Genomic DNA, 21,421 nt, shown 5'->3' with positions numbered 1-21,421 from the left:
ACTCCGTTCAGCGAACCCCTGTTCAGCGGACCCCGGTTCAGCGGAACTCGGCGAGCCTCGGTCGCAGCCCCAGCAGGATCAGCGCACCCGCGCCGAGCAGCAGACCGCACGTCCACGGGAGCAGTCCGGTGGCCTCGAAGCGGCCCGCGCGGACCGCCGCCGTGAAGTGCCGCCGGTTGATGTCCGTCACCTGGTCCAGCGCCGTCATCCAGGCCCCGAAGTGGGCGTTGGACGTGCCCGGCTCCCAGCCCATGCAGAACGCGACGGCCTCGCGCTCCTTGCCCTGCGCCACCAGGGCCCGGATCCTCCGGTCGTCGCGCTGGTAGACGGCGTACGCGTCCACCGTCCGCTCCGCCGCGGCCCGTTCGCCGGGGAAGGTGAGATTGGCGAGCTCGCGCGCGAACTCGCCGCCGAAGTCCAGAGTGTGGTGGTCGGCGCGGTACTCCTTCCAGGTCGTGGCGAGCCCGGAGTCGTACGAGTCGAGGGTCGCGCCCTTCATCCCGTACAGCTGCTGCGACTTGGCGAGGAACGCCTGCTCGTACTGCGAGCGGCGCTCAGGGTCCAGCAGGTAGCGGCTCTCGTCGGCGTTCGCGTCGTAGGCGATCGCGCGGGCGCGGGAGAGGGCGACGACGGAGTCGAAGGCATCGCGGCGGGCGCCGTACAGCCGGTCGGCGGAGGCGGAGAGCGCCTGGCTGCCGAGCAGCAGGGCGAGCAGCGCGCAGACGGTGGCGGCCAGCACACCGGGGTTGAGGATCCGGTGGAAGCGGCGGGCCAGGTACCACTGGAGGACGCCGAGGGCGGCGAGCAGCAGCGCGCCGAGCGCGAGGACGGCGACGAGCTGGGCCGAGAGCACCGAACGGGCCTGGTCGTACTGCCGGTTGAAGGCGCTGTTGTTGGAGTCCACCAGCTTCCTCGCGCTCGGCAGGAGCTGGGCCTGGAGGAGATCGGTGGCCTCGCGGTAGTCGACGAGCGCGGCCGGTCTGCCGCCGGCGCGGTCGTCGTTCTCCAGCGCGCGGCCGATCAGCTCCTGGTACTCGGCGAAGTCGTCGGTGAGCGACTCGACGGTGTGCTCGTCGGCGGCGTCGCCCTGGGCGGCGACGGCGAGCGCGCGCAGGTCGTGGCCGATCGCGCGGCGCGCGTCACCGTAGAAGCCGACCGCCTTCTCGTACGGCGTCTCCAGCCGCCCCTTGCCCCCGTCGCCGCCGGCCAGCAGGAGGTTGGCGGCCTGCGCGTCCATGTCGTTGAGGGCGAGGTTCAGGTCCGCGGCGCTGGTGGTGCGGGGTGCGTCGCGGCCCGCGACGGTGTCCCAGGTGCCGGTGGCGGCGAGGCCGGCCAGCGCGAGCAGCAGGGCGAGGGCGACGGTCAGCAGGAGGGTGACGGTCCGTAGCAGCCGCAGTCGCGCGGGCAGGGTCGCCCAGAAGCGGCGGTGCAGGGCGGTGGCGGCTCTTCGGTGTGCGAGGCGGAGAGGGAGCCTGGGACTTCGGGGCCGCCTGGCACGTCGGGGGCGTCTCGATCGCGGCCCCCCGCGCCTGGGCCGAGGCTGGTGCCCACCCCCGGAGGGGGCGGTCGCCACGCGCGGTGGCGCTCCGACGGTCCCGGCTCGCGCCGTAGGACTGTGCGTGGTCCCGGCTCGCGCCGCAGGACTGTGCGTGGTACCGGCCGTGACAGCCACGAGCCCCTCCATCGGCACGCCACGGACGCTCGTCCGTGTCCCCCGTGCCGCGCCCAGTCTGCGCCCGCTTCACGTCACGCACACCGGACCTTGATGGGCCCCTGATGTCGCCCCGGACGACTTTGACGCGGCCTTGACGCCGTCGGCCGACCACATGTGCGAAAAGCACGGCATTCTCGTCGGCGGGGGCGGACCAAGTGCCGGACCGAAGCGCCGGACCGGAGTGCCGAACCGGGGTGCCGGACCGGGGGTTGCCACCCCTGTGACCGCACCGCCGTACCCCGTTCGCCGTAATGTCCACCCGCCCTGCCGTTTTCTCCCCCATTGCCCACAATCGGACCACAATGGGCACCACGCCGGGCAGCACGTCAGGAGCACCCCGATGGCCACCACCGACCACTCTCGTACCGGAGGTACGACGGGTACGAGCCGGCTGCGTGCGTGGATGCTCGAGGGACTGTCCGACATGGGCAAGACCCCGCAGGGCCCGCACGCCCAGCCCGAGCCCGTGCACCAGGGGCAGCGCTGGTGGCGGGTGATGTGCCTGACCGGCGTCGACTACTTCTCGACCCTGGGCTACCAGCCCGGCATCGCGGCCCTGGCCGCCGGACTCCTCTCGCCCATCGCGACCATCGTGCTCGTCATCGTCACCCTGGCGGGCGCACTGCCCGTCTACCGGCGGGTGGCCGAGGAGAGCCCGCGCGGCGAGGGCTCGATCTCGATGCTGGAGCGACTGCTGTCGTTCTGGCAGGGCAAGCTGTTCGTGCTGACCCTGCTGGGCTTCGCGGCCACCGACTTCCTGATCACCATCACCCTGTCGGCGGCCGACGCCTCCACCCACCTGGTCGAGAACCCCCATCTCACCAGCACCCTGCACGACCAGCAGATGCTGATCACGCTCATCCTGGTGGCGCTGCTCGGCGCGGTGTTCCTCAAGGGCTTCCTGGAGGCGATCGGCGTCGCCGTCGTCCTGGTCGGGATCTATCTCGCGCTCAACGTCGTGGTCGTGGTCGTGGGCCTGTGGCACGTGGCGACGGCCGAGCATGTGATCACCGACTGGACCAGCGCCCTGACCACCGAACACGGAAACGTTCTTGCGATGGTCGGGGTCGCCCTCCTGGTCTTCCCCAAACTGGCCCTCGGCCTCTCCGGCTTCGAGACCGGCGTGGCCGTCATGCCGCACGTCCAGGGCGACGCCACCGACACCGACGAGAAGCCGGCCGGCCGCATCCGGGACACCAAGAAGCTGCTGACCACCGCCGCCGTGATCATGAGCGTCTTCCTCATCTTCACCAGCTTCATCACCACGCTCCTCATCCCGGAGCAGGAGTTCAAGTCCGGCGGCCAGGCCAACGGCCGCGCCCTCGCCTATCTCGCGCACGAGTACCTCGGCGGCGCCTTCGGCACGGTCTACGACGTGTCGACCATCGCCATCCTGTGGTTCGCCGGCGCCTCCGCCATGGCCGGACTGCTCAACCTCATGCCCCGCTACCTCCCCCGCTACGGCATGGCCCCGCACTGGGCACGCGCCGTCCGCCCCATGGTGATCGTCTTCACCCTGGTCGCGTTCCTCGTCACCTGGATCTTCAACGCGGACGTCGACGCGCAGGGCGGCGCCTACGCCACCGGTGTCCTCGTCCTCATCAGCTCCGCCGCGATCGCCGTGACCATCGCCGCGCGCAAGGCCGGCCAGCGCAACTGGACCATCGCCTTCGCCGTCATCTCCGCGGTCTTCCTCTACACGACCGTCGTGAACGTCATCGAACGCCCCGACGGCGTCAAGATCGGCGCCTGCTTCATCGCCGGCATCATCCTCGTCTCGTTGCTCTCCCGGCTGGCCCGCGCCTTCGAACTGCGGGTGACCAGCGTGAGCCTGGACGACATGGCGGATCGGTTCGTACGGGACATAGCCAGCCGCCGGATCCGGTTCATCGCCAACGAACCCGACAACCGCGACAAGGCCGAGTACCGCGAGAAGATCGAGCAGATCCGCGCCGACAACGACCTCCCGGCCCAGGAGGACTTCGTCTTCGTCGAGGTCACCGTCCTGGACCCCTCGGAGTTCGAGTCGGGCCTGACCGTACGCGGCGAGGTGCTCCACGGCCGCTACCGCGTCCTGACCCTGGAGTCCTCCTCCGTCCCCAACGCCCTGGCCGCCCTGCTCCTGTACGTCCGCGACCGCACCGGCTGCACTCCGCACATCTACTTCGAGTGGACCGAGGGCAACCCCTTCACCAACTTCCTGCGCTTCTTCCTCTTCGGCCAGGGCGAGGTCGCCCCCGTCACCCGAGAGGTCCTGCGCGAGGCCGAAGCCGACCGCTCCCGCCGACCGCGCGTGCACGTCGGTTAGCCACGGTGACGTAACCCCGCTCGCCCGTCCGGCAGTCAGTCCGTCCGTCCGTCCGTCGGCCAGCCAGCCAGCCAGCCAGTCAGTCCTCTTCCGTCGGGTAGTCCGCGCTCACCGTGAACCCGATGACCGCGCCTCCCCCCTCCCGCCGGAAGGCGAACGGCGCTCCGCCGTGGCCGGTGGCCACCTCGCGGACGATGGACAGACCGAGCCCGGAGCCGGGCAGGCTGCGGGCGTCGGCGGCGCGGTAGAAACGGTCGAAGACCCGGACGAGATCGCCCTCGACCACGCCCGGACCCCGGTCGAGGACCTCGATCCGGACGCTGCCCGGAAGACCGCCGCCCGCCCCGACGCCGGGGCGCACCGGACCGGTGACCGCGATCTCGATCGGCGCCTTGCCCCCGCGGTCGAACTTGGCCGCGTTCTCCACCAGGTTGGATATCGCCCGCTGGAGCGCCGTGGGACGGCCGTCGACCGTCGTGTCACCGCCCACCCGGACGAGGATGTCCCGCCCGGTGCGGCGCCGCGAGGCGATCGCCACGTCCTCGGCGAGATCGGCCAGGTCGATCCGCTGCACGGGCTCGGTGTCGGACCGCCCGGCCGCGAGCGCCACCAGCTCGTTGACGAGGTCGGTCAGCTCACGTGACTCCTGCGCCAGGTCGGCGACCAACTCCTCGCGGGCGTCGGGCGGCAGCTCGTCGATGCGGCGCAGCATGGAGATGTTCGTACGCAGCGAGGTCAGCGGCGTACGGAGTTCATGGCCCGCGTCCTGGACCAGCCGGCGCTGGTCCTCCTCGGACTGGGCGAGCCGGCCGAGCATCCGGTCGAAGGAGCGGCCGAGGCGGGCCACCTCGTCGTATCCGGCCACCGGCACCTGGATGCCGAGCCGCCCGGTGCGCGCCACGTCCTCCGCGGCCCCGGCCAGCCGCACCAGCCGCCGGGTGATGCGCCGGGCCAGCCACCAGCCGAACAGCCCCGACGCGATCACCACCGCCCCCACCAGCAGCACGGTCCGCTGCTGCAGCTCCCGCAGCAGATCCTCCGTGTCGCTGAACTGCTGGGCCACCTGCACCGCGCCCCGCCCGCCGCCGAGCGCGACGGTCGCCACCCGGTAACGGTCGCCGGCGACGTCGACCTCCCCGTGCTCCACCCACTTGCCCGCGGCCGCGGACGCGGCTGTCCGCCGGTCTGCGGCGGTCACGGGCAGCGCGGGGTTCCCGCGGTCGGCTATCACCCCACCGCGCCCGAGCACCTGCACATCCGTACGGGCGGGCCGGATGATGTCGTCCAGGGGCCCGTCGTGATCGGGGTCGGACGACGAGAAATCACCCGGGTCCAACGCCGTCTCGCGCACCTGGACCCGCAGGTCCTGCACGACCCCGGCGAAAACGGTCTGCTGGTCCACCCGCACCAGCCGGGCGGCGGCGTCGTAACTCAGGAACCCGACGAGGACGGTGACCACGGCGGCCACGGCGGCGAAGGACAGGGTGAAGGTGGCCCGCAGGGAGGACACCCGCCGGGGACGCAGCCCCGTGAGCCATCGGGGGAGCACTCAGTCCTCCCTCAGCACATACCCCACGCCCCGGACGGTGTGGATCAGCGCCGGCGCCCCCGGCTCGTCGAGCTTGCGCCGCAGATACCCCACGTACACGGCGAGGTTCTTGGAACCGGGACCGAAGTCGTAGCCCCAGATGCGGTCGTAGATCGTGGCGTGGTCGAGGACGATGCCCGCGTTGCGGACGAGCAGTTCGAGCAGTTCGAACTCGGTGCGGGTGAGCTCCAGCTCGCGCTGCCCGCGCCAGGCACGGCGCGCCTGGATGTCCATGCGCAGCCCGGCCGCGGAGATCTGCCCCGACGCCTCCTTCGACGCGGACGCGTACACGGACGGCGACGACGCCGGTACGTCGGCGGGGGTGCCGTTCACCTGACTGGTCCGGCGGAGCAGGGCCCGCAGCCGGGCGAAGACCTCCTCCACGTCGAACGGCTTGACCACGTAGTCGTCGGCCCCGGCGTCCAGGCCCGCGATGCGGTCGGCCGTCTCGACCAGTGCGGTGAGCATCAGGATCGGCGTACGGTCCCCCTCCGCGCGCAGCACCCGGCACACCTGCAACCCGTCGATACCGGGCATCATCACGTCCAGGACGAGGACGTCCGGTGGTGTGCGGTGGGCCTGGGCCAGCGCCTCTACGCCGTCGGCGACGGCCGTCACCGCGTAGCCCTCCAGTGTCAGTGCCCTTTCCAGGGCATGGCGGATGGCACGGTCGTCCTCGGCGAGCAGCACATTCTGGGGCACCCCACCAGTCTGCCAAGCCCCTGGCCGGGTACCACCTGGTGGGCGGTGGTGAGGGTGGGCTTCTTACCGGCCTCTCACCCCTCCTCCCGCGTGCCCCTTACCTCGCGCGGCCAGTCTGTCCCGTATGTCAGGACGGGCCGACCCGCGAATCCCCCGGTAGGGGTCCGGCCCGTGCGGTGGGGGTGGGCCGGAAGCGCACGACGGTGGCGGCCCACCCCCTCTTCCGGCCTGCACGGCCTTCTCCCCCTACGGCCGCAGCGCGGCGAGCTGCTGCTCGAAGGGGATGACGGTGAACCTGTGGGCCGAGGCGATGGCCCCGTCGAGAGCGCGCGGCGCGATGGCGGCGGCGGTGTCGGTGTCCACGGCCGCCGACGCGCCCGCCATTTCCGCCGCATCCGCCGTGTCCGCCACATCGGCCCTGCGCACAGCCCCAGACCCGGCGCCGGCCCCAGAGCCCAGGCCTTCCATGAGCCTCCCCAGTTCTCCCGCCGCGCGGTCGATCCGCTCGGCGAGGCCTTCCGCACCCCAGTCCTCCGAGGCCGCGTAGACCGCGGTCGGTACGACCACGGCGCGCAGGTAGGCGAAGAGGGGGCGCAGGGCGTGTTCGAGGACGAGGGAGTGGCGGGCGGAGCCGCCGGTCGCGGCGATCAGGACCGGCTTGCCGGTGAGCGCGTCCTGGTCCAGTACGTCGAAGAACGACTTGAACAGGCCGCTGTAGGAGGCGGAGAACACCGGTGTGACCACGATCAGCCCGTCCGCCTCCGTCACCGCCTCCAGGGCCGCGGACAGGGCCCGCCCGGGAAAGCCGCTGGTGAAGTTGTGCGCGATCTCCACCGCCAGGTCGCGCAGTTCGACGACCTGGACGTCGACGGACGTGTGCCGGGCGGTGGCGGCGGCCAGCCGGTCGGCCAGCAGCCGGGTCGACGAGGGGACGCTCAGCCCCGCCGAGACGACGACGAGCTTCATGCGACGCTCACCTCCTGAGCCTTGAGCAGGGACTGGTGGGTCGGCGCGTCCGGCACATCCGCCGGGCGCCCCTTGGCGAACTCCTCGCGCAGCACCGGCACGACCTCCTCGCCGAGCAGGTCGAGCTGCTCGAGCACCGTCTTCAGCGGCAGCCCGGCGTGGTCCACCAGGAACAGCTGGCGCTGGTAGTCACCGGCGTAGTCGCGGAAGGCCAGGGTCTTCTCGATGACCTCCTGCGGGGAGCCGACGGTCAGCGGGGTCTGGTCGGTGAACTCCTCCAGGGAGGGCCCGTGCCCGTAGACCGGCGCGTTGTCGAAGTACGGCCGGAACTCGCGCACGGCGTCCTGGGAGTTCTTCCGCATGAACACCTGCCCGCCGAGACCGACGATCGCCTGCTCGGGCGTGCCGTGCCCGTAGTGCGCGTACCGCTCCCGGTACAGCTCGACCATCTGCTTGGTGTGGTCGGCCGGCCAGAAGATGTTGTTGTGGAAGAAGCCGTCGCCGTAGTACGCGGCCTGCTCGGCTATCTCCGGCGACCGGATCGAGCCGTGCCACACGAACGGCGGCACCCCGTCCAGCGGACGCGGCGTCGAGGTGAACGACTGCAGCGGCGTGCGGAACTTGCCCTCCCACGTCACCACGTCCTCGCGCCACAGCCGGCGCAGCAGCGCGTAGTTCTCCACCGCCAGGTTGATGCCCTGCCGGATGTCCTGCCCGAACCAGGGGTACACCGGCCCGGTGTTTCCCCGCCCCATCATCAGATCCACCCGCCCGTCGGCCAGGTGCTGAAGCATCGCGAAGTCCTCCGCGATCTTCACGGGGTCGTTGGTGGTGATCAGCGTGGTGGACGTCGACAGGATCAGCCGCTCGGTCCGCGCCGCGACGTAGCCGAGCATCGTGGTCGGCGACGACGGTACGAACGGCGGGTTGTGGTGCTCACCCGTCGCGAACACGTCCAGGCCCACCTCCTCCGCCTTCTGCGCGATCGCGACCATGGCCTTGATCCTCTCGGCCTCGGTCGGCGTACGGCCGTTCGTCGGGTCCGGTGTGACATCGCCGACGCTGAAGATCCCGAACTGCATGATCGCTCACCCTCCAGGTTGTTTACGATTCAACTATACCCTCAAACGATCCACCCCACCTCGCTATTCCGCGCACCATCCACCCCCGGCCCCTCGCCCCCGACCCCGACTGTCAGTGCCCCGTCCTACGATCCCGTCATGGCCGCCCCACGCCGTGACACCCGAGGCATCGTCGACGCCGCGGAGCTCTTCGCGCGCGTCCACTTCCGCCGCCGCGAACCGGCCGAGCCGCTCCGCCCCTACCTGGAGCACTACTGGCTGATCGACTGGGACCTGCCCGAGCCGTACGCCTCCCACGTGGTCCCGCACCCGTCCGTGAACGTCGTCTTCCAGAGGTTCGCGGGTCAGGACCCCCTCGGCTTCGGCGAGGTGGCCGGCATCGGCCTCGACCTGTTCACACAGAAACTGGAGGGCCGGGGACGGGTGTGCGGGATCCAGTTCCGCCCGGGGGGCTTCCGTCCCTTCGCGCCGGGACGGGCCCTGACGTCACTCACGGGCGAGCGAATCGCACTCCACACGGTGTTTCCCTCGGTGGACGCCGCCACGGTCCCCTCCGTCCTCGACCCCGCCGAGGAGGACGCACGCGTGGCCGCGCTCGACACGTTCCTCCTGGGTCTCGGTCCGCGCCCGGATCCCCAGGCCGACCTCGCCATGGCCCTGGTGGACCGCATCCGGGGCGACCGCACCATCCGGCACGTCGGCGACTTCGCACGCACCGAGGGAATGACCGTACGGGCCCTGCAACGCCTCTTCGCCGCGTACGTCGGCGTCGGCCCGAAGTGGATCATCCTGCGCTACCGGATCCATGAGGCCCTGTCCCGCGCGGAGGCCGCCGGCCCGGTCGACTGGGCCGCCCTCGCCGCCGACCTCGGCTACGCCGACCAGGCCCACCTCGTCCGCGACTTCACAGCGACGGTGGGAGTACCCCCCACCACCTACGCGACCACCACCCACTGACCCGGCTCCGATCGCGGGTGGGCCGGGGCGCAGCCCCGCCCCCAGGGGCGCGGGGAACTGCGCGCCAAGCCCCCACCCACCCGCAGCCGACAAACCCATCCGGGGGTCTGGAGGCGGAGCCCCCACGCATCACCGCGTGGTGGTGGTGATCGTGTCGCGGAGCCAGCGTTGCGCGGCGTCGTCGTCCAGGCGGGGATGCCAGGACATCGCACAGCTCATCGGGCCGATCTCGCTCGGTGCCGGGATGACGGTGGTGGTCCCTGGCGACGCGTGCCGGATCGCGAAGCTCCTCGGCAGAGTCGCCATCAGCGAGGTTCCCGGCACCGCGGCGGCTGCCGCCGCGTGGTAGGGCACGGTCACGCTCGCTCGCCTCGGGCTGCCCAGCAGTTCGAGACACCGGTCGACGTGCCCCTGCCGTCCGTCAGCGACGTCCACCACGATGTGCGCGCACTCCAGATAGTCCCGCAGCGACACGGCAGGGCGTTGCGCGAGCGGGTGGTGGCTGGAGACCAGGCAGGCGTAGTCCTCCTCGAACAGCACCTGCGAGCGCAGCGGCGGCGGAGCCGAACCGCCGTGGACGAGCAGGTCCACGATGCCGTGCTCGGCGTCACTGAAGACGGCATGGTGCCAGCGCGAGAAGAGCACGGTCGAGCCCGGTGACTGCTCGAACACTCGGGCGAGCAGCACCCCACTGAGCACGGAGACCGTGTAGTCGGTTCCGGCCAGGCGGAACGAACGTGCCGCCGTCGCAGGGTCGAACGCCTCGCCGGAGAAGACGTGTTCGAGTCTTGGCAGTGCGTGCTCCAGTTCGGCCTGGATCCGCTCGGCACGAGGAGTGAGCCGGTATCCGCCGGGCCCGCGCACGAGCAGTTCGTCGCCGAGGGTGGCACGCAGGCGCTGGAGAGCCCGGCTCATCGAGGGCTGGCTCATGTGCAGCCGGTCCGCCGCGCGGGAGACGTGCCGCTCCTCGATCAGCGCGTGCAGCGGCGCCAGCAGGTTCAGGTCCACCGAATCTATACGTGGCACACATACACCGTATGCAACATATGGCATTGCCGCATAGTCCCTGGTTACAGAAGGCTGAGGGCATGAGTAAAGAGCAGCGCGAAGCGCTCGACACCCTCTTCCGCAACGGCCCGCTCCACATCGGCGGCGACCATGTGCAACAGCGCGAGATCTTCACCCGGATGCTCACTTCCCGGCCGCTGCCCGAGGACGTGGTGCTCACCCCCGGCAGACTGGGCGAGGTCCCGGTACTGGAGATCGGCATCGACGACGTCGCCCCGGAAGGCACGCTGCTGTGGTTCCACGGCGGCTTCTACGTGTTCGGTTCGGCGCGCACCTCGGCAGGTCTGGCCTCGAACGTCGCCCGCCGGACCCGGACGAGGGTGATCCTGGTCGACTACCGGCTCGCGCCCGAGCACCCGTTCCCGGCCGCGCCGGACGACGCCCTGGCCGCCTACCGGGCCCTGCTCGGCGAGACCGGAAGCGGCAACCCGGCGCGGATCGCCGTGGTCGGTGAGTCAGCCGGCGCCGGCCTCGCCGGGACCCTGCTGGTGCGTGCGCGTGAGCAGAACCTGCCGATGCCGGCCGCCGGCGTGCTCTTCTCGCCGTACGCGGACCTGACGCTGAGCGGCGCGAGCATGACGACCAAGATCGCGGTCGACCCGTCGTTCACCCCCGATGCCATCGCGGTCCGGGCCAAGGACTACACAGGTGCCGCGGACCCCGCGGATCCGCTGATCAGCCCGGTGTTCGCGAACCTGCGTGGCCTGCCGCCGCTGCTGATCCAGGCCGGGTCGAACGAGCTGCTGCTCGACGACGCGGTCAGGCTCGCGGCGCGCGCGGCCGCGGACGACGTCCCGGTCACACTTGAGGTCACCCCGGGCGTCCCGCACCTGTTCCAGGCTTTCGCCGCGATGCTCGACGAAGGCGAGGCCGCGCTCAGGCGGGTGACCGAGTTCCTGCACGCGGCACTCACCATCCCGCCCCGGGCACAGACCGCGGCTCGACCTCACCACCGACAACATTGAGCCGAACGGATGACGGGCAGAAGCGCCCAGGACTTCGAGATCACCCCATGGCCCCTCCGGGCAGCCCACGGACTCAGGGGATCAGGACCAACCGCCCCCGCAGCCCGCCCTCGGCCAGCCGCGCGTGCGCCTTCCCCGCCTCCTCCAGCCCGTAGGTGTCGGCGACCCGGGTCGTGAGCACCCCCTCGTCGACGAGCGCCACCAGCTCCGCGAGACGCGCCCCGTCGGCGCTCACCTCCACCGCGTCCGTCCGCACCCCCCGTACGGACGCCGGATGCGCCCCCGGGATGACGCCCACGAACGCCCCTCCGTCCCGCACCCACTCCAACGCCGCCGCGCCGAGAATCGCCGCGTCCAGCACCCCGTCCACGCCGTCCACCCCGTCCACGCCGCCCGGCGCGAAGTGGGCCGCCCCCAGCGACCGTACGAGCTCCTCGTCGCCCTCGCGGGCCACCCCCGTCACCACGAGACCCCGGTGGGCGGCGAGTTGGACGGCGTATCCGCCGACCGCCCCCGCCGCACCCGTCACCGCCAGGCTCTGCCCGGGCTCCAGGGCCAGCAGGTCCAGGGCCTGGGCCGCGGTCAGGGCGTTGAGGGGCAGGGAGGCCGCGTGGACGGGGTCCACCGAGCTCGGCGCCCCGGCCACCGCGTCCGCGTCCACGACCACGTAGTCGGCGTGCGTGCCAAGGGACTTGATCGACCCGTACGACAGCGCCACCACCTCGTCGCCGACCCTCCACCCCGCGTCCGCGCCCGCCGCGTCCACCGTCCCGGCGACGTCCCAGCCCAGTCCGAGCCGCCGCCCCGCGCCCCCGAAGCCGCCCGCGCGCACCCCGGCGTCGACCGGATTGAGCGCGGCGGCCGCGACCTTGATCCGTACCTGCCGGGCCCCCGGATCCGGCACCTCGACCTCCGCGATCTCCACCGCTTCCGGCCCACCGAACTCCGTCACGACCACTGCCCGCATGTCAGCTCTCCCTGTTTCCCGCGCTTGAAGCATTGATTCGCCTGATTCACCCGGGTTTCTCTCCCGTTGCAACAACCCTAGGAAGAGTTACTCTCTTTTGGTAAGTAGGCACCTGAAGGTGCGTACATCACCCGGAGGTGAGTCATGGCGACCACGACCGCGGCGCAGCGGCGCGCGCAGGCGCGGATCGAGTACAACGCGTTCATCCGCAGCTGCCCCACCAACCAGCTCCTCGACCGCATCAGCGACAAGTGGGTCAGCCTGGTCGTCAGCGCGCTCGCCCAGGCGGACGAGGCGTCGATGCGCTACAGCGACCTGGGCCGCAAGCTCGCGGGGATCAGCCCCAAGATGCTGACGCAGACGCTGCGTTCACTGGAGCGCGACGGCATCCTGGTCCGCACGGTGACCCCGTCCGTGCCCGTCCGCGTCGACTACGAACTGACCCCCCTCGGCACCAGCCTCGCCGGACTGCTCTCCGCCGTGAAGGACTGGGCGGAACTGCACATCGAGGAGGTCAACGAGGCGCGGGAGCGTTACGACGACGACGGCAACGCCTCGTCCGAAGGCTCCGAAGGCTCCGAAGGCTCCGGACGGTCCTCGTCGGCCTCCTGAAAGTCCCCGTCCCGCAGGCGGGCGATCTACTCCGCGCTCAGATTCACCGTGCGGCGCATGTGCCCGATGATCAGGGCGAGTTCGTCGTCCGCCAGCTCGTCGAAGAGCGCGTACCAGCCGCCGCCCAGCCGGTCCCACACCCGCCCGAACTCGGCGACCTTCTCCGGCACGGTCGCCACCAGCACCCGTCGCCGGTCGACGGCGTCCCGCTGCCGTACGACATAACCCGCCTTCTCCAGCCGGTCCACCAGCCGCGTCGCCGAACCGGTGGTCAGACCGGTCAGCTCCGCGATCCGGCCGATCGTCACCGGCCCGCCCTCCAGGCCGAGCAGGTTCACGCACTGCATGTCCGTGGGGTGCAGCTTCAGACGGTCGGCGAGGGCCTGGTTGAAGAGCGCGTACGAGGCCATGTAGCGGCGCGAGACGGTGGACAACTCGTCGAGCAGCCGCGCACGCGCGTTCCCGGACATGGCACGCCCCTTAGTTCTTCCTGCTCCGCTTCCTGCTCCGCCGCTTCACCCGCGTCGGACAAACAGGTCCTAGAACACGTACGAGTCCCCGGTGTCCAGCGCCAGCACCCGCTCCTGGTCGTTGCCGTGATCGCGGTCGACCGCACCACCGCCCCACACCGTGTCGATCTCCAGCGTCACCTCCGACGGCTCCCCCCGCAGCCGTACCTTCAGCCCGATCTGGTCCCCCAGCCCGTCCGCCGCCAGCGGCCCCGTGCGGCACACCACCACCCGTTCGCCCGAACGCGCGCATGCGCCGGGCAGCCGCTGCACATCCGCGAGCGGGGCCGACCAGCGCAGCCGGACCGTCGCGTCCTCGACGGCACTCGGGCCCTGGTTCCGCGGGGTCAGCCGCACGTCGACGAGCCCCGCCGCCATGGACACCGAGCCGTGATAGGCGAGATCGGCCTCGGGAGCGAGGGCCCCGACGGACGACGCCCCGCCCAGCGTCAGGGCCGCCCCCGCACCCACCACACCCACGCCGCGCACCCACACACCGATCCCCGCCCCCCGTCGCATCCGCAGCCGCATCTCCATCATCCGCATGGCGTCGCTTCCTTCGCTCGGGGCCCGCACGCACGCACGCTCACGTGATCACCCGATGTATGCCACCCCTGACCGTCGACAGGCGCCGTCCATCAGGTGACGGAAGCGGCGGATGCGGCCCGTGCGAAAGTGACGGCATGCTGATCGTCCGCTCCGCCGCCCTCTTCGTGGTCGCCGCGCTCTTCGAGATCGGCGGCGCCTGGCTGGTCTGGCAGGGCGTGCGCGAGCACCGCGGCTGGCTCTGGATCGGCGCCGGCGTCATGGCTCTCGGCGTCTACGGCTTCGTGGCGACGCTCCAGCCGGACGCCGAGTTCGGCCGCATCCTCGCCGCGTACGGCGGAGTGTTCGTGGCCGGCTCCCTCGTCTGGGGCATGGTCGCGGACGGCTACCGCCCCGACCGCTGGGACGTGACCGGCGCCCTCATCTGCCTCGCCGGCATGGCCGTGATCATGTACGCGCCGCGCGGCGGCAACTGAGCCCACGGCCCCGCGGGCGCCACCCGCCTGCCTATCCTGACGAGGACCGACCACACCACGTACGCCAGATAGTCACGTACTAGGAGCAGCCCATGACGTCCGCCGTGCCCTCCGCCTCCTCCCGCATCGCCGTCGTCACCGGCGCGAGCAGCGGCATCGGCGCGGCGACGGCCCGGCAGCTCGCCGCGGCCGGTTACCGCGTCGTGCTGACCGCCCGCCGCAAGGACCGCATCGAGGCACTGGCCGAGGAGATCAACGCGAGGGGCCACCAGGCGACCGCGTACGCGCTGGACGTCACGGACCGCGCGGCGGTCGACGAGTTCGCCGGCGCCTTCAAGACGATCGGCGTCCTGGTCAACAACGCGGGCGGCGCGCTGGGCGCCGACCCGGTCGCGACCGGCGACCCGGCCGAGTGGCGCCAGATGTACGAGACGAACGTCATCGGCACTCTGAACGTCACCCAGGCCCTGCTCCCGGCACTCACCGCGAGCGGCGACGGCACGGTCGTCGTGCTGTCGTCGACGGCGGGGCACGGCACGTACGAGGGCGGCGGGGGCTATGTCGCCGCCAAGCACGCCGAACACGTCCTCGCCGAGACCCTCCGCCTGGAGATCGTCGGAACGCCGGTCCGGGTCATCGAGGTCGCGCCCGGCATGGTCAAGACGGACGAGTTCGCGCTGACCCGCTTCGGCGGCGACACGGACAAGGCGGCCAAGGTCTACGCGGGCGTGGCCGAGCCACTGACCGCCGACGACGTCGCCGACACCATCACCTGGGCCGTCACCCGACCCAGCCACGTCAACATCGACCTCCTCGTCGTACGCCCCCGCGCCCAGGCGTCGAACACCAAGGTCCACCGGGAACTGTGATGCCGGACGGGATGCCGAACGAGACACCGGGCGAAGCGCTGGCAGAGCCCTCCGCGGAGCGCCGCCACCTCGCCGCGGAGAAGAAGAACCAGCGCTACGTCTGGTGGTACCTCGCGTACTTCCTCTTCGGCATCCACATCGTGGCCTTCGTCATGATCTACGCGGTGACCCACGCGAAGTGATCGCGGCAGCCGTACGTCCGCCGTACGCTGCCGCGATGTGAACGGACACGATGTGAACAGACACATACCCTTCGCCCGCCTGCACAACTTCCGCGACCTGGGCGGATACACCACCGCGGACGGCCGTACGGTCCGCCGGTCCCGCCTGTACCGCGCGGACTCGCTCGGCAAACTGACCCCCGGGACGCAGGACTGGGACCTCTTCCTCTCCCTCGGCATCCGCACGGTCGTGGACCTCCGCTACCCCTGGGAGATCGAGGCGAAGGGCCGCGTCCCGGAGCACCCCTCCCTCACGTACCACAACCAGAGCATCGAGCACCGCCCGTACGACCAGGCGGCACTGCCCCCGTCCGTCGCCCCCGGCCCCTACCTGGCGGCCCGCTACGCGGAGGTCGCCGAGGACGGCACGAAGGAAATCCGCGAGACACTGCAACTGATCGGGGCAGCGGCCGAATCGGACACCCCCCTCGTCTTCCACTGCGCCTCGGGCAAGGACCGCACGGGCCTGGTGGCGGCGCTGGTCCTGTCCCTCCTGGACGTCCCCGAGCAGACGATCACCGACGACTTCACCCTCACGGAACGTGCCACGCCCCTGCTGGTCGCGGACTGGCGCGCCAACAACCCCGACCGCGAACTGATGTGGCCGGCCTACGGCACGGCACCCGCCGAGATCATGACCCGGTTCCTGTCGACGATGAACTCCCGGTATGGCTCGATCCAGTCCTACGTCACGGAGACCCTGGGCCTGGACGCCGCCTTCACCGCGGCCCTCCGCGCGACCCTCCTCGAACCGGCCTCTGCCCTCACCTACCGCCAGGCGACCGAGGCCGACATCCCCACCCTGGTCCGCCTCCGCGACGAGGCGGCCCGCTGGCAGATCACCCACGGCATCGACCAGTGGAAGCCCGGCCAACTCGCCGAACCCCACTTCCGCACCCGCCTGACGGAGGGCGAAGTCTGGCTGTCCCTCCTGGACGACCAGGTGGCGGGCGCCTGGGAACTCTGGTGGGACGACCCGGCCGCCTGGGGTCCCCAACCCCCCACCGCCGCCTACATCCACCGCCTGATGACCGACCGCCGCGTGGCCCCGCCCGGCACCGGCCGCCAGCTGCTCGCGGAAGCGGAACGCCGCATCGCCGCCTCCGGCCGCACCCTCTGCCGCCTGGACTGCCTCTCCACCAACCCCCGCCTGCGGGAGTACTACCAAGCGGCGGGCTACACCGTCGTAGGCGAACAGATCGCCAAGGACGGCGGCCTGGGCAGCCCGTACGCGGTGACCCTCCTGGAGAAGCGCCTCCGCTAACTCACAAGGGTGAACCGCATAGATCACCCATACGACACCAGAACTCCCGACCTAGGCTCGCGCCACAACATCAAACACGACGGCCCCCGGCCGGGACTGCCATCCCGCCCGAGGGCCTGACCAAGAAGGAAGGCGGACTTCCCTGTGGCTGAACGCGAGCCTAGCGCCCACCAGTTCATGGACCTCACGGTCCCCGAGTACGCGTACATGTTCGGCTTCCTACAGGCGGACGGACATCTGGCGAAGGGGGCGGGCCAGAAAGGCCGTCTTACCGTCGAGATCAACGCCCGAGACGTCGAGCTCCTGCGCGAGTTCCAGAGGCTGACGCCGTACAACACCAGCATCACCGAACGCACTCGATCCACGAACTTCGCCGAGACCCACCACTCGGCGACCTGGACCCTGTGTTCGCTCGAAGCCAGGACCCTGCTCAACGACCTCGGCCTGCCTTACGGCCGCAAGTCCAAGACGATCACCCCGCCGCGCGGGAAGTTCTCGCGGCGCGACTACCTGCGCGGGGTCATCGATGCGGACGGTTCTGTCGGACACACCAAGCAGGGCTGGCCCTTCATCGCCCTGACCACGGCGAGCACCGCAATCGGCACCTACCTGTGCTTCTACGCAGGAAAGATCACAGGAGCCGAGCGCACCTTGAAGCGCAACGCCCGAGACGGTATCTACAACATCCTCTACACGAAGGAGAACGCCCAGGAGCTGGTAGCTGACCTCTACTACAAAGACTGCCTGCCCCTGCAACGTAAGAAGACTGCCGCCGAATCACTGGCCGCGTGGGTCCGGCCGGCGAACATGCGGGTCGCACCCGACCGTCGCCGCTGGATGGCGTGGGAGGACCGCGTGCTGCTGCAACTGAACGACGATGCCGCGGCAGCCAAGGAACTCGGCCGAACCCAAAAGAGCTGCTGTGTCCGCCGCTCGCGCCTGCGGACCGGTAAGGTCCCCCTGCCGACCGACAAATGACCAGCTGAGCGAGGCCCCCGGTTCCCGGCCCGGGGGCTTCGCGCGTCAGCCCTTCACACAGATGAACTGCTTCAGCTTGGCCACGACCTCGACGAGATCGCGCTGCTGCTCCATCACCTGCTCGATGTTCTTGTACGCCCCAGGGATCTCGTCCACGATGCCCGAATCCTTACGGCACTCCACACCCCGCGTCTGCTCTTCCAGATCCTTTGTCGTGAAGCGACGCTTGGCCGCGTTGCGGCTCATGCGCCGACCCGCGCCGTGCGACGCCGAGTTGAAAGCCTTCTCGTTGCCGAGTCCCTTCACGATGTACGAACTGGTCCCCATCGAGCCCGGAATGATGCCGAACTCACCGGCTCGGGCACTGATGGCCCCCTTGCGCGTGACAAGCAGGTCCATGCCCTCGTAGCGCTCGCGGCTCACGTAGTTGTGATGGCAACTGACCTCCGGCTCGAAGGTCACTCTCGCCTTCCTGAACTCCTTGCGGACCACGTCCTTGAGGAGCGCCATCATGAGCGTTCGGTTGTACTTCGCGTACTCCTGCGCCCAGTAAAGGTCGTTCTGGTACGCCGCCATCTGCGGAGTGTCCGCCACGAAGACCGCGAGGTCACGGTCGACCAGTCCCTGGTTGTGCGGGAGCTTCTGGGCGACGCCGATGTGGTACTCGGCCAGTTCCTTGCCGATGTTGCGCGACCCGGAGTGAAGCATGAGCCACACAGACCCGTCCGAATCGGTACACAATTCGATCATATGATTTCCCGATCCGAGCGTGCCCATCTGCTTGGTCGCACGCTCCTCACGGAACTTCACCGCCTCAGCGATGCCATCGAACCGCCCCCAGAAGTCGTCCCACCCACTCGTCGCCAGCCCATGGAAGCCCCCCGGCTCGACCGGGGAGTCGTGCATCCCCCGTCCCACCGGAATCGCCTGCTCGATCTTCGACCGAAGCCGCGAAAGATCCCCCGGCAGATCATTGGCCGTGAGCGACGTCCTGACCGCGGACATCCCGCAGCCGATGTCGACCCCCACCGCCGCCGGACACACCGCGTCGCGCATGGCGATGACCGAGCCGACCGTCGCGCCCTTGCCGTAGTGGACGTCCGGCATGACGGCGAGCCCCTTGATCCACGGGAGCGTGGCCACGTTCTGGAGCTGGCGCAGGGCCACGTCCTCGACCGACGCCGGGTCCGTCCACATGCGGATGGGCACCTTGGCGCCCGGTATCTCTACGTACGACATAACATCCTCATTCCCCCGACAAGCGACAAAAGTCATAGAACGCAAAACCCGCGCCAAGGTCGACGTATAGGACAACGGACCGGCGTCCACGGCTGTGCGTGCGATACACATTGTCTCCAGGGGCCGCCCCCGCGCGGCAACCGAATAACCAGGAACAATCACAGGACAGCACCACAGAGCATCCCGGCCACAGGCCCCGGGAGCCGTCGAGAGGAGCCCGACCGTGCAGCGGAAGGCGTACGTCCCCGGCATCGCCGCGCTCCTCGCGGCCCTGCTGGCCGGCTGCACCGGAGGTTCGGCGAACAACGGCACGGCGGCCGACCCCAAGCCGGGCGACGTCAGCGCGAACACCCCGGCCGCCCAGCCGGGCAAGTACCGCACGCTCCCGGAGGCCTGCGCCGCGGTGAGTCACGACAGCCTCGACTCCCTGCTGCCCGGCATCAAGCAGATCACCGACCAGGACCAGCGCGACAAGGCGTACGAGGGCCAGGCCACCCTCACCTACGACACCGACCGCCGCGTCGGCTGCGGCTGGAAGGTGGACTCCACGGACGCCACCGACCATCTCAACGTCGACTTCGAGCGCGTGGTCTCCTACGACAACGCGGTGAGCGACGACTCCCGCGCCCAGGACATCTACGCGACCGAGGAGACCGCGGCGAACCTCCCCGAGCCCTCCGCCTCCGCCTCGGCCACGCCGTCCGACACCGGTTCCGCCACCGCCACCCCCTCGGGGACCCCCTCCACGCCCGCCTCCTCGGCGACCCCCTCCACGCCCGCCTCCTCGGCCACCTCCTCCGCCTCCGCCTCGACCTCCGCCGGCGCGAGCGGGACCCCCGCCGACCTCCAGCCCCGCAAGCTCAGCAGCCTGGGCGACGAGGCGTTCCTCGACGACAAGCTCAACTCCGCGTCTTCGACAGCTCAGCAGCGCACCGTGACTGTGGTGTTCCGCACGTCCAACGTGATCGTGAGGATCGAGTACGCCGAGCAGCCGACCGCTTCCACCGGCACCCCGGACAGCAAAGAAATGCAGGACAAGGCCCGGAATCTGGCACAGAAGCTCGTCGACCGGTTCAACGGCTGACGGGTCCACCGGGGCGCGGGGGCACCCCACGCGAACCCCTCGAACAGGAAACGCATCGCTGCCTCACCGCGTACCGTGGCCCCTCGGACCCGACCGGTCGCACCTGCCATGTGCGGTCGCACCACGAGCGCCACGAGTGAAGGAACCATGCACCGACCAGCACAGCGAGTAGGCCGAGCCCCGCGACTCACCCGCATCCTTGTCAGCGCAGCCGCCGTCCCGGCGGTGCTCGCCGCCGCCGGTTGTTCCTCGGACTCCGGTTCCGGCTCGGGATCGGGTTCGAGCGCCGACAACGCCGCCCAGAAGGGCACCGCCGCGACCTCGTCCGCGTCCCCGAGCACCTCCGCGGACGCCGTCAAGCCGGCCGCGTACGCGACACTGCCGGCCTCTTGCTCGGTGTTCTCGAAGAACACACTGGGCGAACTCGTCCCGAAGGGCGTGAAGTCCGCCAAGTCGGGCAAGTCGGACGACGCGAAGGACCGCAGCAGCTGCTCCTGGAACAGCCTCGACAACAAGGGCGTCAAGGGTTCCCAGTTCCGCTGGCTGAACGTCTCCCTGCTGCGTTTCGACTCGGACGCGACCCGCGGCCAGGGCAACCAGCTCGCGCAGACCTACTACGACAAGCAGGTCAAGGACGCGCAGACGGTGACCGGCGCGACGGGCGCCCGGTCGGAGCCGGTCTCCGGGATCGGCGACGCGTCGACGGCGGTGCGCTACGGCCTGAAGAAGAAGGAAGGCTCCTTCAAGCAGCAGACGGTCGTGACGCGCGTCGAGAACGTCGTCATCACGCTCGACTACAACGGCGCCGGTCTCGCCGGCGACAAGGCCCCCAGCGCGGACGACCTGACGAAGGCCGCGGAGAAGGCCGCCAAGGAGGTGGTGGCCGCGGTGGCCTCCGCGAACCAGGACGGCAGCCGGGCGACCACCGCCCCGTCGCAGTCGGCCTCCCCCTCCAAGTCGGCGAACCCGTCGAAATCGGCTTCCCCGTCGGCGTCGGCCACCAAGAAGAACTGAGATTCGAGAAGTACTGAGATTCAACGGGCTTCGGCGCGCAACTCGCCTGCCCAGCAGGGCATTTGACGGAGCCCGGTCGCCTCACGGGCCGGGCTCCTGCCATACCGGCCGCCCGTGCGCCGTACACATGTGCCACCCTGTTGCGCGCAACAACACGCAAGGAGAGGGGAGTACAGGTGGCCGCGCCAATCCAGCTCACACGAATGCACCGGATTCTCATCGGTGTGGTCGTCGCCGGTGCGCTCGTCATCGCGGGTATCGGCTTCGCCGGTTCGTACGCGGCCGTGCGCGA

General features: G+C 70.4%; 21 protein-coding genes. 11 read left to right on the top strand and 10 right to left on the bottom strand.

Annotated elements, in window-relative coordinates; genetic code table 11:
* Window positions 1–37: 37 nt before the first annotated feature.
* Window positions 38–1,573, bottom strand: coding sequence for a hypothetical protein (locus ACFVWD_RS44660; protein ID WP_389603834.1), 1,536 nt, complete (start codon window positions 1,571–1,573; stop codon window positions 38–40).
* 481 nt (window positions 1,574–2,054) lie between these two features.
* On the opposite strand from ACFVWD_RS44660, the gene ACFVWD_RS44655 reads away from it, so the two are divergent.
* Complete coding sequence (locus ACFVWD_RS44655) at window positions 2,055–4,022, top strand: amino acid transporter (protein WP_389603833.1); 1,968 nt, start codon at window positions 2,055–2,057, stop codon at window positions 4,020–4,022.
* A 79-nt stretch (window positions 4,023–4,101) separates the two neighbouring features.
* Here ACFVWD_RS44655 and ACFVWD_RS44650 read toward each other — a convergent pair whose 3' ends face one another.
* The 4 genes from ACFVWD_RS44650 to ACFVWD_RS44635 all read right to left on the bottom strand — a co-directional run bounded on the left by ACFVWD_RS44650 (window position 4,102) and on the right by ACFVWD_RS44635 (window position 8,360).
* Window positions 4,102–5,571, bottom strand: coding sequence for an ATP-binding protein (locus tag ACFVWD_RS44650; RefSeq protein WP_389603831.1), 1,470 nt, complete (start codon window positions 5,569–5,571; stop codon window positions 4,102–4,104).
* Window positions 5,572–6,312: a response regulator transcription factor gene (locus tag ACFVWD_RS44645; protein ID WP_389603829.1), complete on the bottom strand. Its 741-nt coding sequence runs from the start codon at window positions 6,310–6,312 to the stop codon at window positions 5,572–5,574.
* A gap of 246 nt (window positions 6,313–6,558) precedes the next feature.
* On the bottom strand, window positions 6,559–7,278 hold the full coding sequence (locus ACFVWD_RS44640; RefSeq protein WP_389603827.1) for an FMN reductase: 720 nt from the start codon (window positions 7,276–7,278) through the stop codon (window positions 6,559–6,561).
* Window positions 7,275–8,360 carry an LLM class flavin-dependent oxidoreductase gene (locus tag ACFVWD_RS44635; protein ID WP_389603825.1) on the bottom strand — a complete coding sequence of 362 codons (1,086 nt, stop codon included), beginning with the start codon at window positions 8,358–8,360 and terminating at the stop codon, window positions 7,275–7,277. The genes ACFVWD_RS44640 and ACFVWD_RS44635 overlap by 4 nt, the downstream gene beginning before the upstream one ends.
* A 138-nt stretch (window positions 8,361–8,498) precedes the next feature.
* Here ACFVWD_RS44635 and ACFVWD_RS44630 point away from each other — a divergent pair, with 138 nt between their 5' ends.
* A complete protein-coding gene (locus ACFVWD_RS44630; protein WP_389603823.1) occupies window positions 8,499–9,317 on the top strand; it encodes a DUF6597 domain-containing transcriptional factor in 819 nt (272 codons plus the stop codon).
* A 129-nt stretch (window positions 9,318–9,446) separates the two neighbouring features.
* Here the strand turns inward: ACFVWD_RS44630 and ACFVWD_RS44625 are convergent, their stop codons facing one another.
* On the bottom strand, window positions 9,447–10,343 hold the full coding sequence (locus ACFVWD_RS44625; protein WP_389603822.1) for a LysR family transcriptional regulator: 897 nt from the start codon (window positions 10,341–10,343) through the stop codon (window positions 9,447–9,449).
* Window positions 10,344–10,405: 62 nt separating this feature from the next.
* Here ACFVWD_RS44625 and ACFVWD_RS44620 point away from each other — a divergent pair, with 62 nt between their 5' ends.
* A complete protein-coding gene (locus ACFVWD_RS44620; protein ID WP_389603820.1) occupies window positions 10,406–11,350 on the top strand; it encodes an alpha/beta hydrolase in 945 nt (314 codons plus the stop codon).
* A gap of 73 nt (window positions 11,351–11,423) precedes the next feature.
* Here ACFVWD_RS44620 and ACFVWD_RS44615 read toward each other — a convergent pair whose 3' ends face one another.
* Window positions 11,424–12,317, bottom strand: coding sequence for an NADP-dependent oxidoreductase (locus tag ACFVWD_RS44615; protein ID WP_389603818.1), 894 nt, complete (start codon window positions 12,315–12,317; stop codon window positions 11,424–11,426).
* Between the two features lie 144 nt (window positions 12,318–12,461).
* Here ACFVWD_RS44615 and ACFVWD_RS44610 point away from each other — a divergent pair, with 144 nt between their 5' ends.
* A complete protein-coding gene (locus ACFVWD_RS44610; RefSeq protein ID WP_389603816.1) occupies window positions 12,462–12,929 on the top strand; it encodes a winged helix-turn-helix transcriptional regulator in 468 nt (155 codons plus the stop codon).
* A 26-nt stretch (window positions 12,930–12,955) separates the two neighbouring features.
* On the opposite strand, the gene ACFVWD_RS44605 is transcribed toward ACFVWD_RS44610, so the two are convergent.
* Window positions 12,956–13,399 (bottom strand): MarR family winged helix-turn-helix transcriptional regulator, encoded by a 444-nt coding sequence (locus tag ACFVWD_RS44605; RefSeq protein ID WP_389603814.1) that lies wholly within the window; start codon window positions 13,397–13,399, stop codon window positions 12,956–12,958.
* A 69-nt stretch (window positions 13,400–13,468) separates the two neighbouring features.
* Complete coding sequence (locus ACFVWD_RS44600) at window positions 13,469–13,975, bottom strand: hypothetical protein (RefSeq protein WP_389603862.1); 507 nt, start codon at window positions 13,973–13,975, stop codon at window positions 13,469–13,471.
* 146 nt (window positions 13,976–14,121) lie between these two features.
* On the opposite strand from ACFVWD_RS44600, the gene ACFVWD_RS44595 reads away from it, so the two are divergent.
* From ACFVWD_RS44595 to ACFVWD_RS44575, 5 genes are all read left to right on the top strand, one after another.
* Complete coding sequence (locus tag ACFVWD_RS44595; protein WP_054228002.1) at window positions 14,122–14,460, top strand: YnfA family protein; 339 nt, start codon at window positions 14,122–14,124, stop codon at window positions 14,458–14,460.
* A gap of 92 nt (window positions 14,461–14,552) precedes the next feature.
* A complete protein-coding gene (locus ACFVWD_RS44590) occupies window positions 14,553–15,329 on the top strand; it encodes an SDR family NAD(P)-dependent oxidoreductase (protein WP_389603812.1) in 777 nt (258 codons plus the stop codon).
* A gap of 11 nt (window positions 15,330–15,340) precedes the next feature.
* On the top strand, window positions 15,341–15,511 hold the full coding sequence (locus tag ACFVWD_RS44585) for a hypothetical protein (RefSeq protein ID WP_389603810.1): 171 nt from the start codon (window positions 15,341–15,343) through the stop codon (window positions 15,509–15,511).
* Between the two features lie 52 nt (window positions 15,512–15,563).
* Window positions 15,564–16,814, top strand: a complete 1,251-nt coding sequence (locus tag ACFVWD_RS44580) for a GNAT family N-acetyltransferase (protein ID WP_389603808.1) — start codon at window positions 15,564–15,566, stop codon at window positions 16,812–16,814.
* 144 nt (window positions 16,815–16,958) lie between these two features.
* Window positions 16,959–17,792 carry a hypothetical protein gene (locus ACFVWD_RS44575; RefSeq protein ID WP_389603807.1) on the top strand — a complete coding sequence of 278 codons (834 nt, stop codon included), beginning with the start codon at window positions 16,959–16,961 and terminating at the stop codon, window positions 17,790–17,792.
* Window positions 17,793–17,837: 45 nt separating this feature from the next.
* On the opposite strand, the gene ACFVWD_RS44570 is transcribed toward ACFVWD_RS44575, so the two are convergent.
* The gene (locus tag ACFVWD_RS44570) at window positions 17,838–19,031 is read right to left on the bottom strand and encodes an RtcB family protein (RefSeq protein WP_389603860.1); all 1,194 of its coding nucleotides are present in this window, start codon (window positions 19,029–19,031) and stop codon (window positions 17,838–17,840) included.
* Between the two features lie 223 nt (window positions 19,032–19,254).
* Between ACFVWD_RS44570 and ACFVWD_RS44565 the strand changes: the two genes are divergently transcribed.
* Window positions 19,255–20,115: a DUF3558 domain-containing protein gene (locus tag ACFVWD_RS44565; RefSeq protein ID WP_389603806.1), complete on the top strand. Its 861-nt coding sequence runs from the start codon at window positions 19,255–19,257 to the stop codon at window positions 20,113–20,115.
* 147 nt (window positions 20,116–20,262) lie between these two features.
* On the top strand, window positions 20,263–21,129 hold the full coding sequence (locus ACFVWD_RS44560) for a DUF3558 domain-containing protein (protein WP_389603804.1): 867 nt from the start codon (window positions 20,263–20,265) through the stop codon (window positions 21,127–21,129).
* Window positions 21,130–21,421: the final 292 nt, after the last annotated feature.

It is taken from the genome of Streptomyces sp. NPDC058086, assembly GCF_042885015.1.
Classification (GTDB): Bacteria; Actinomycetota; Actinomycetes; order Streptomycetales; family Streptomycetaceae; genus Streptomyces.
Note: the sequence above shows the minus strand (reverse complement) of the source record. Positions and strands in the feature narration are given on the sequence as shown.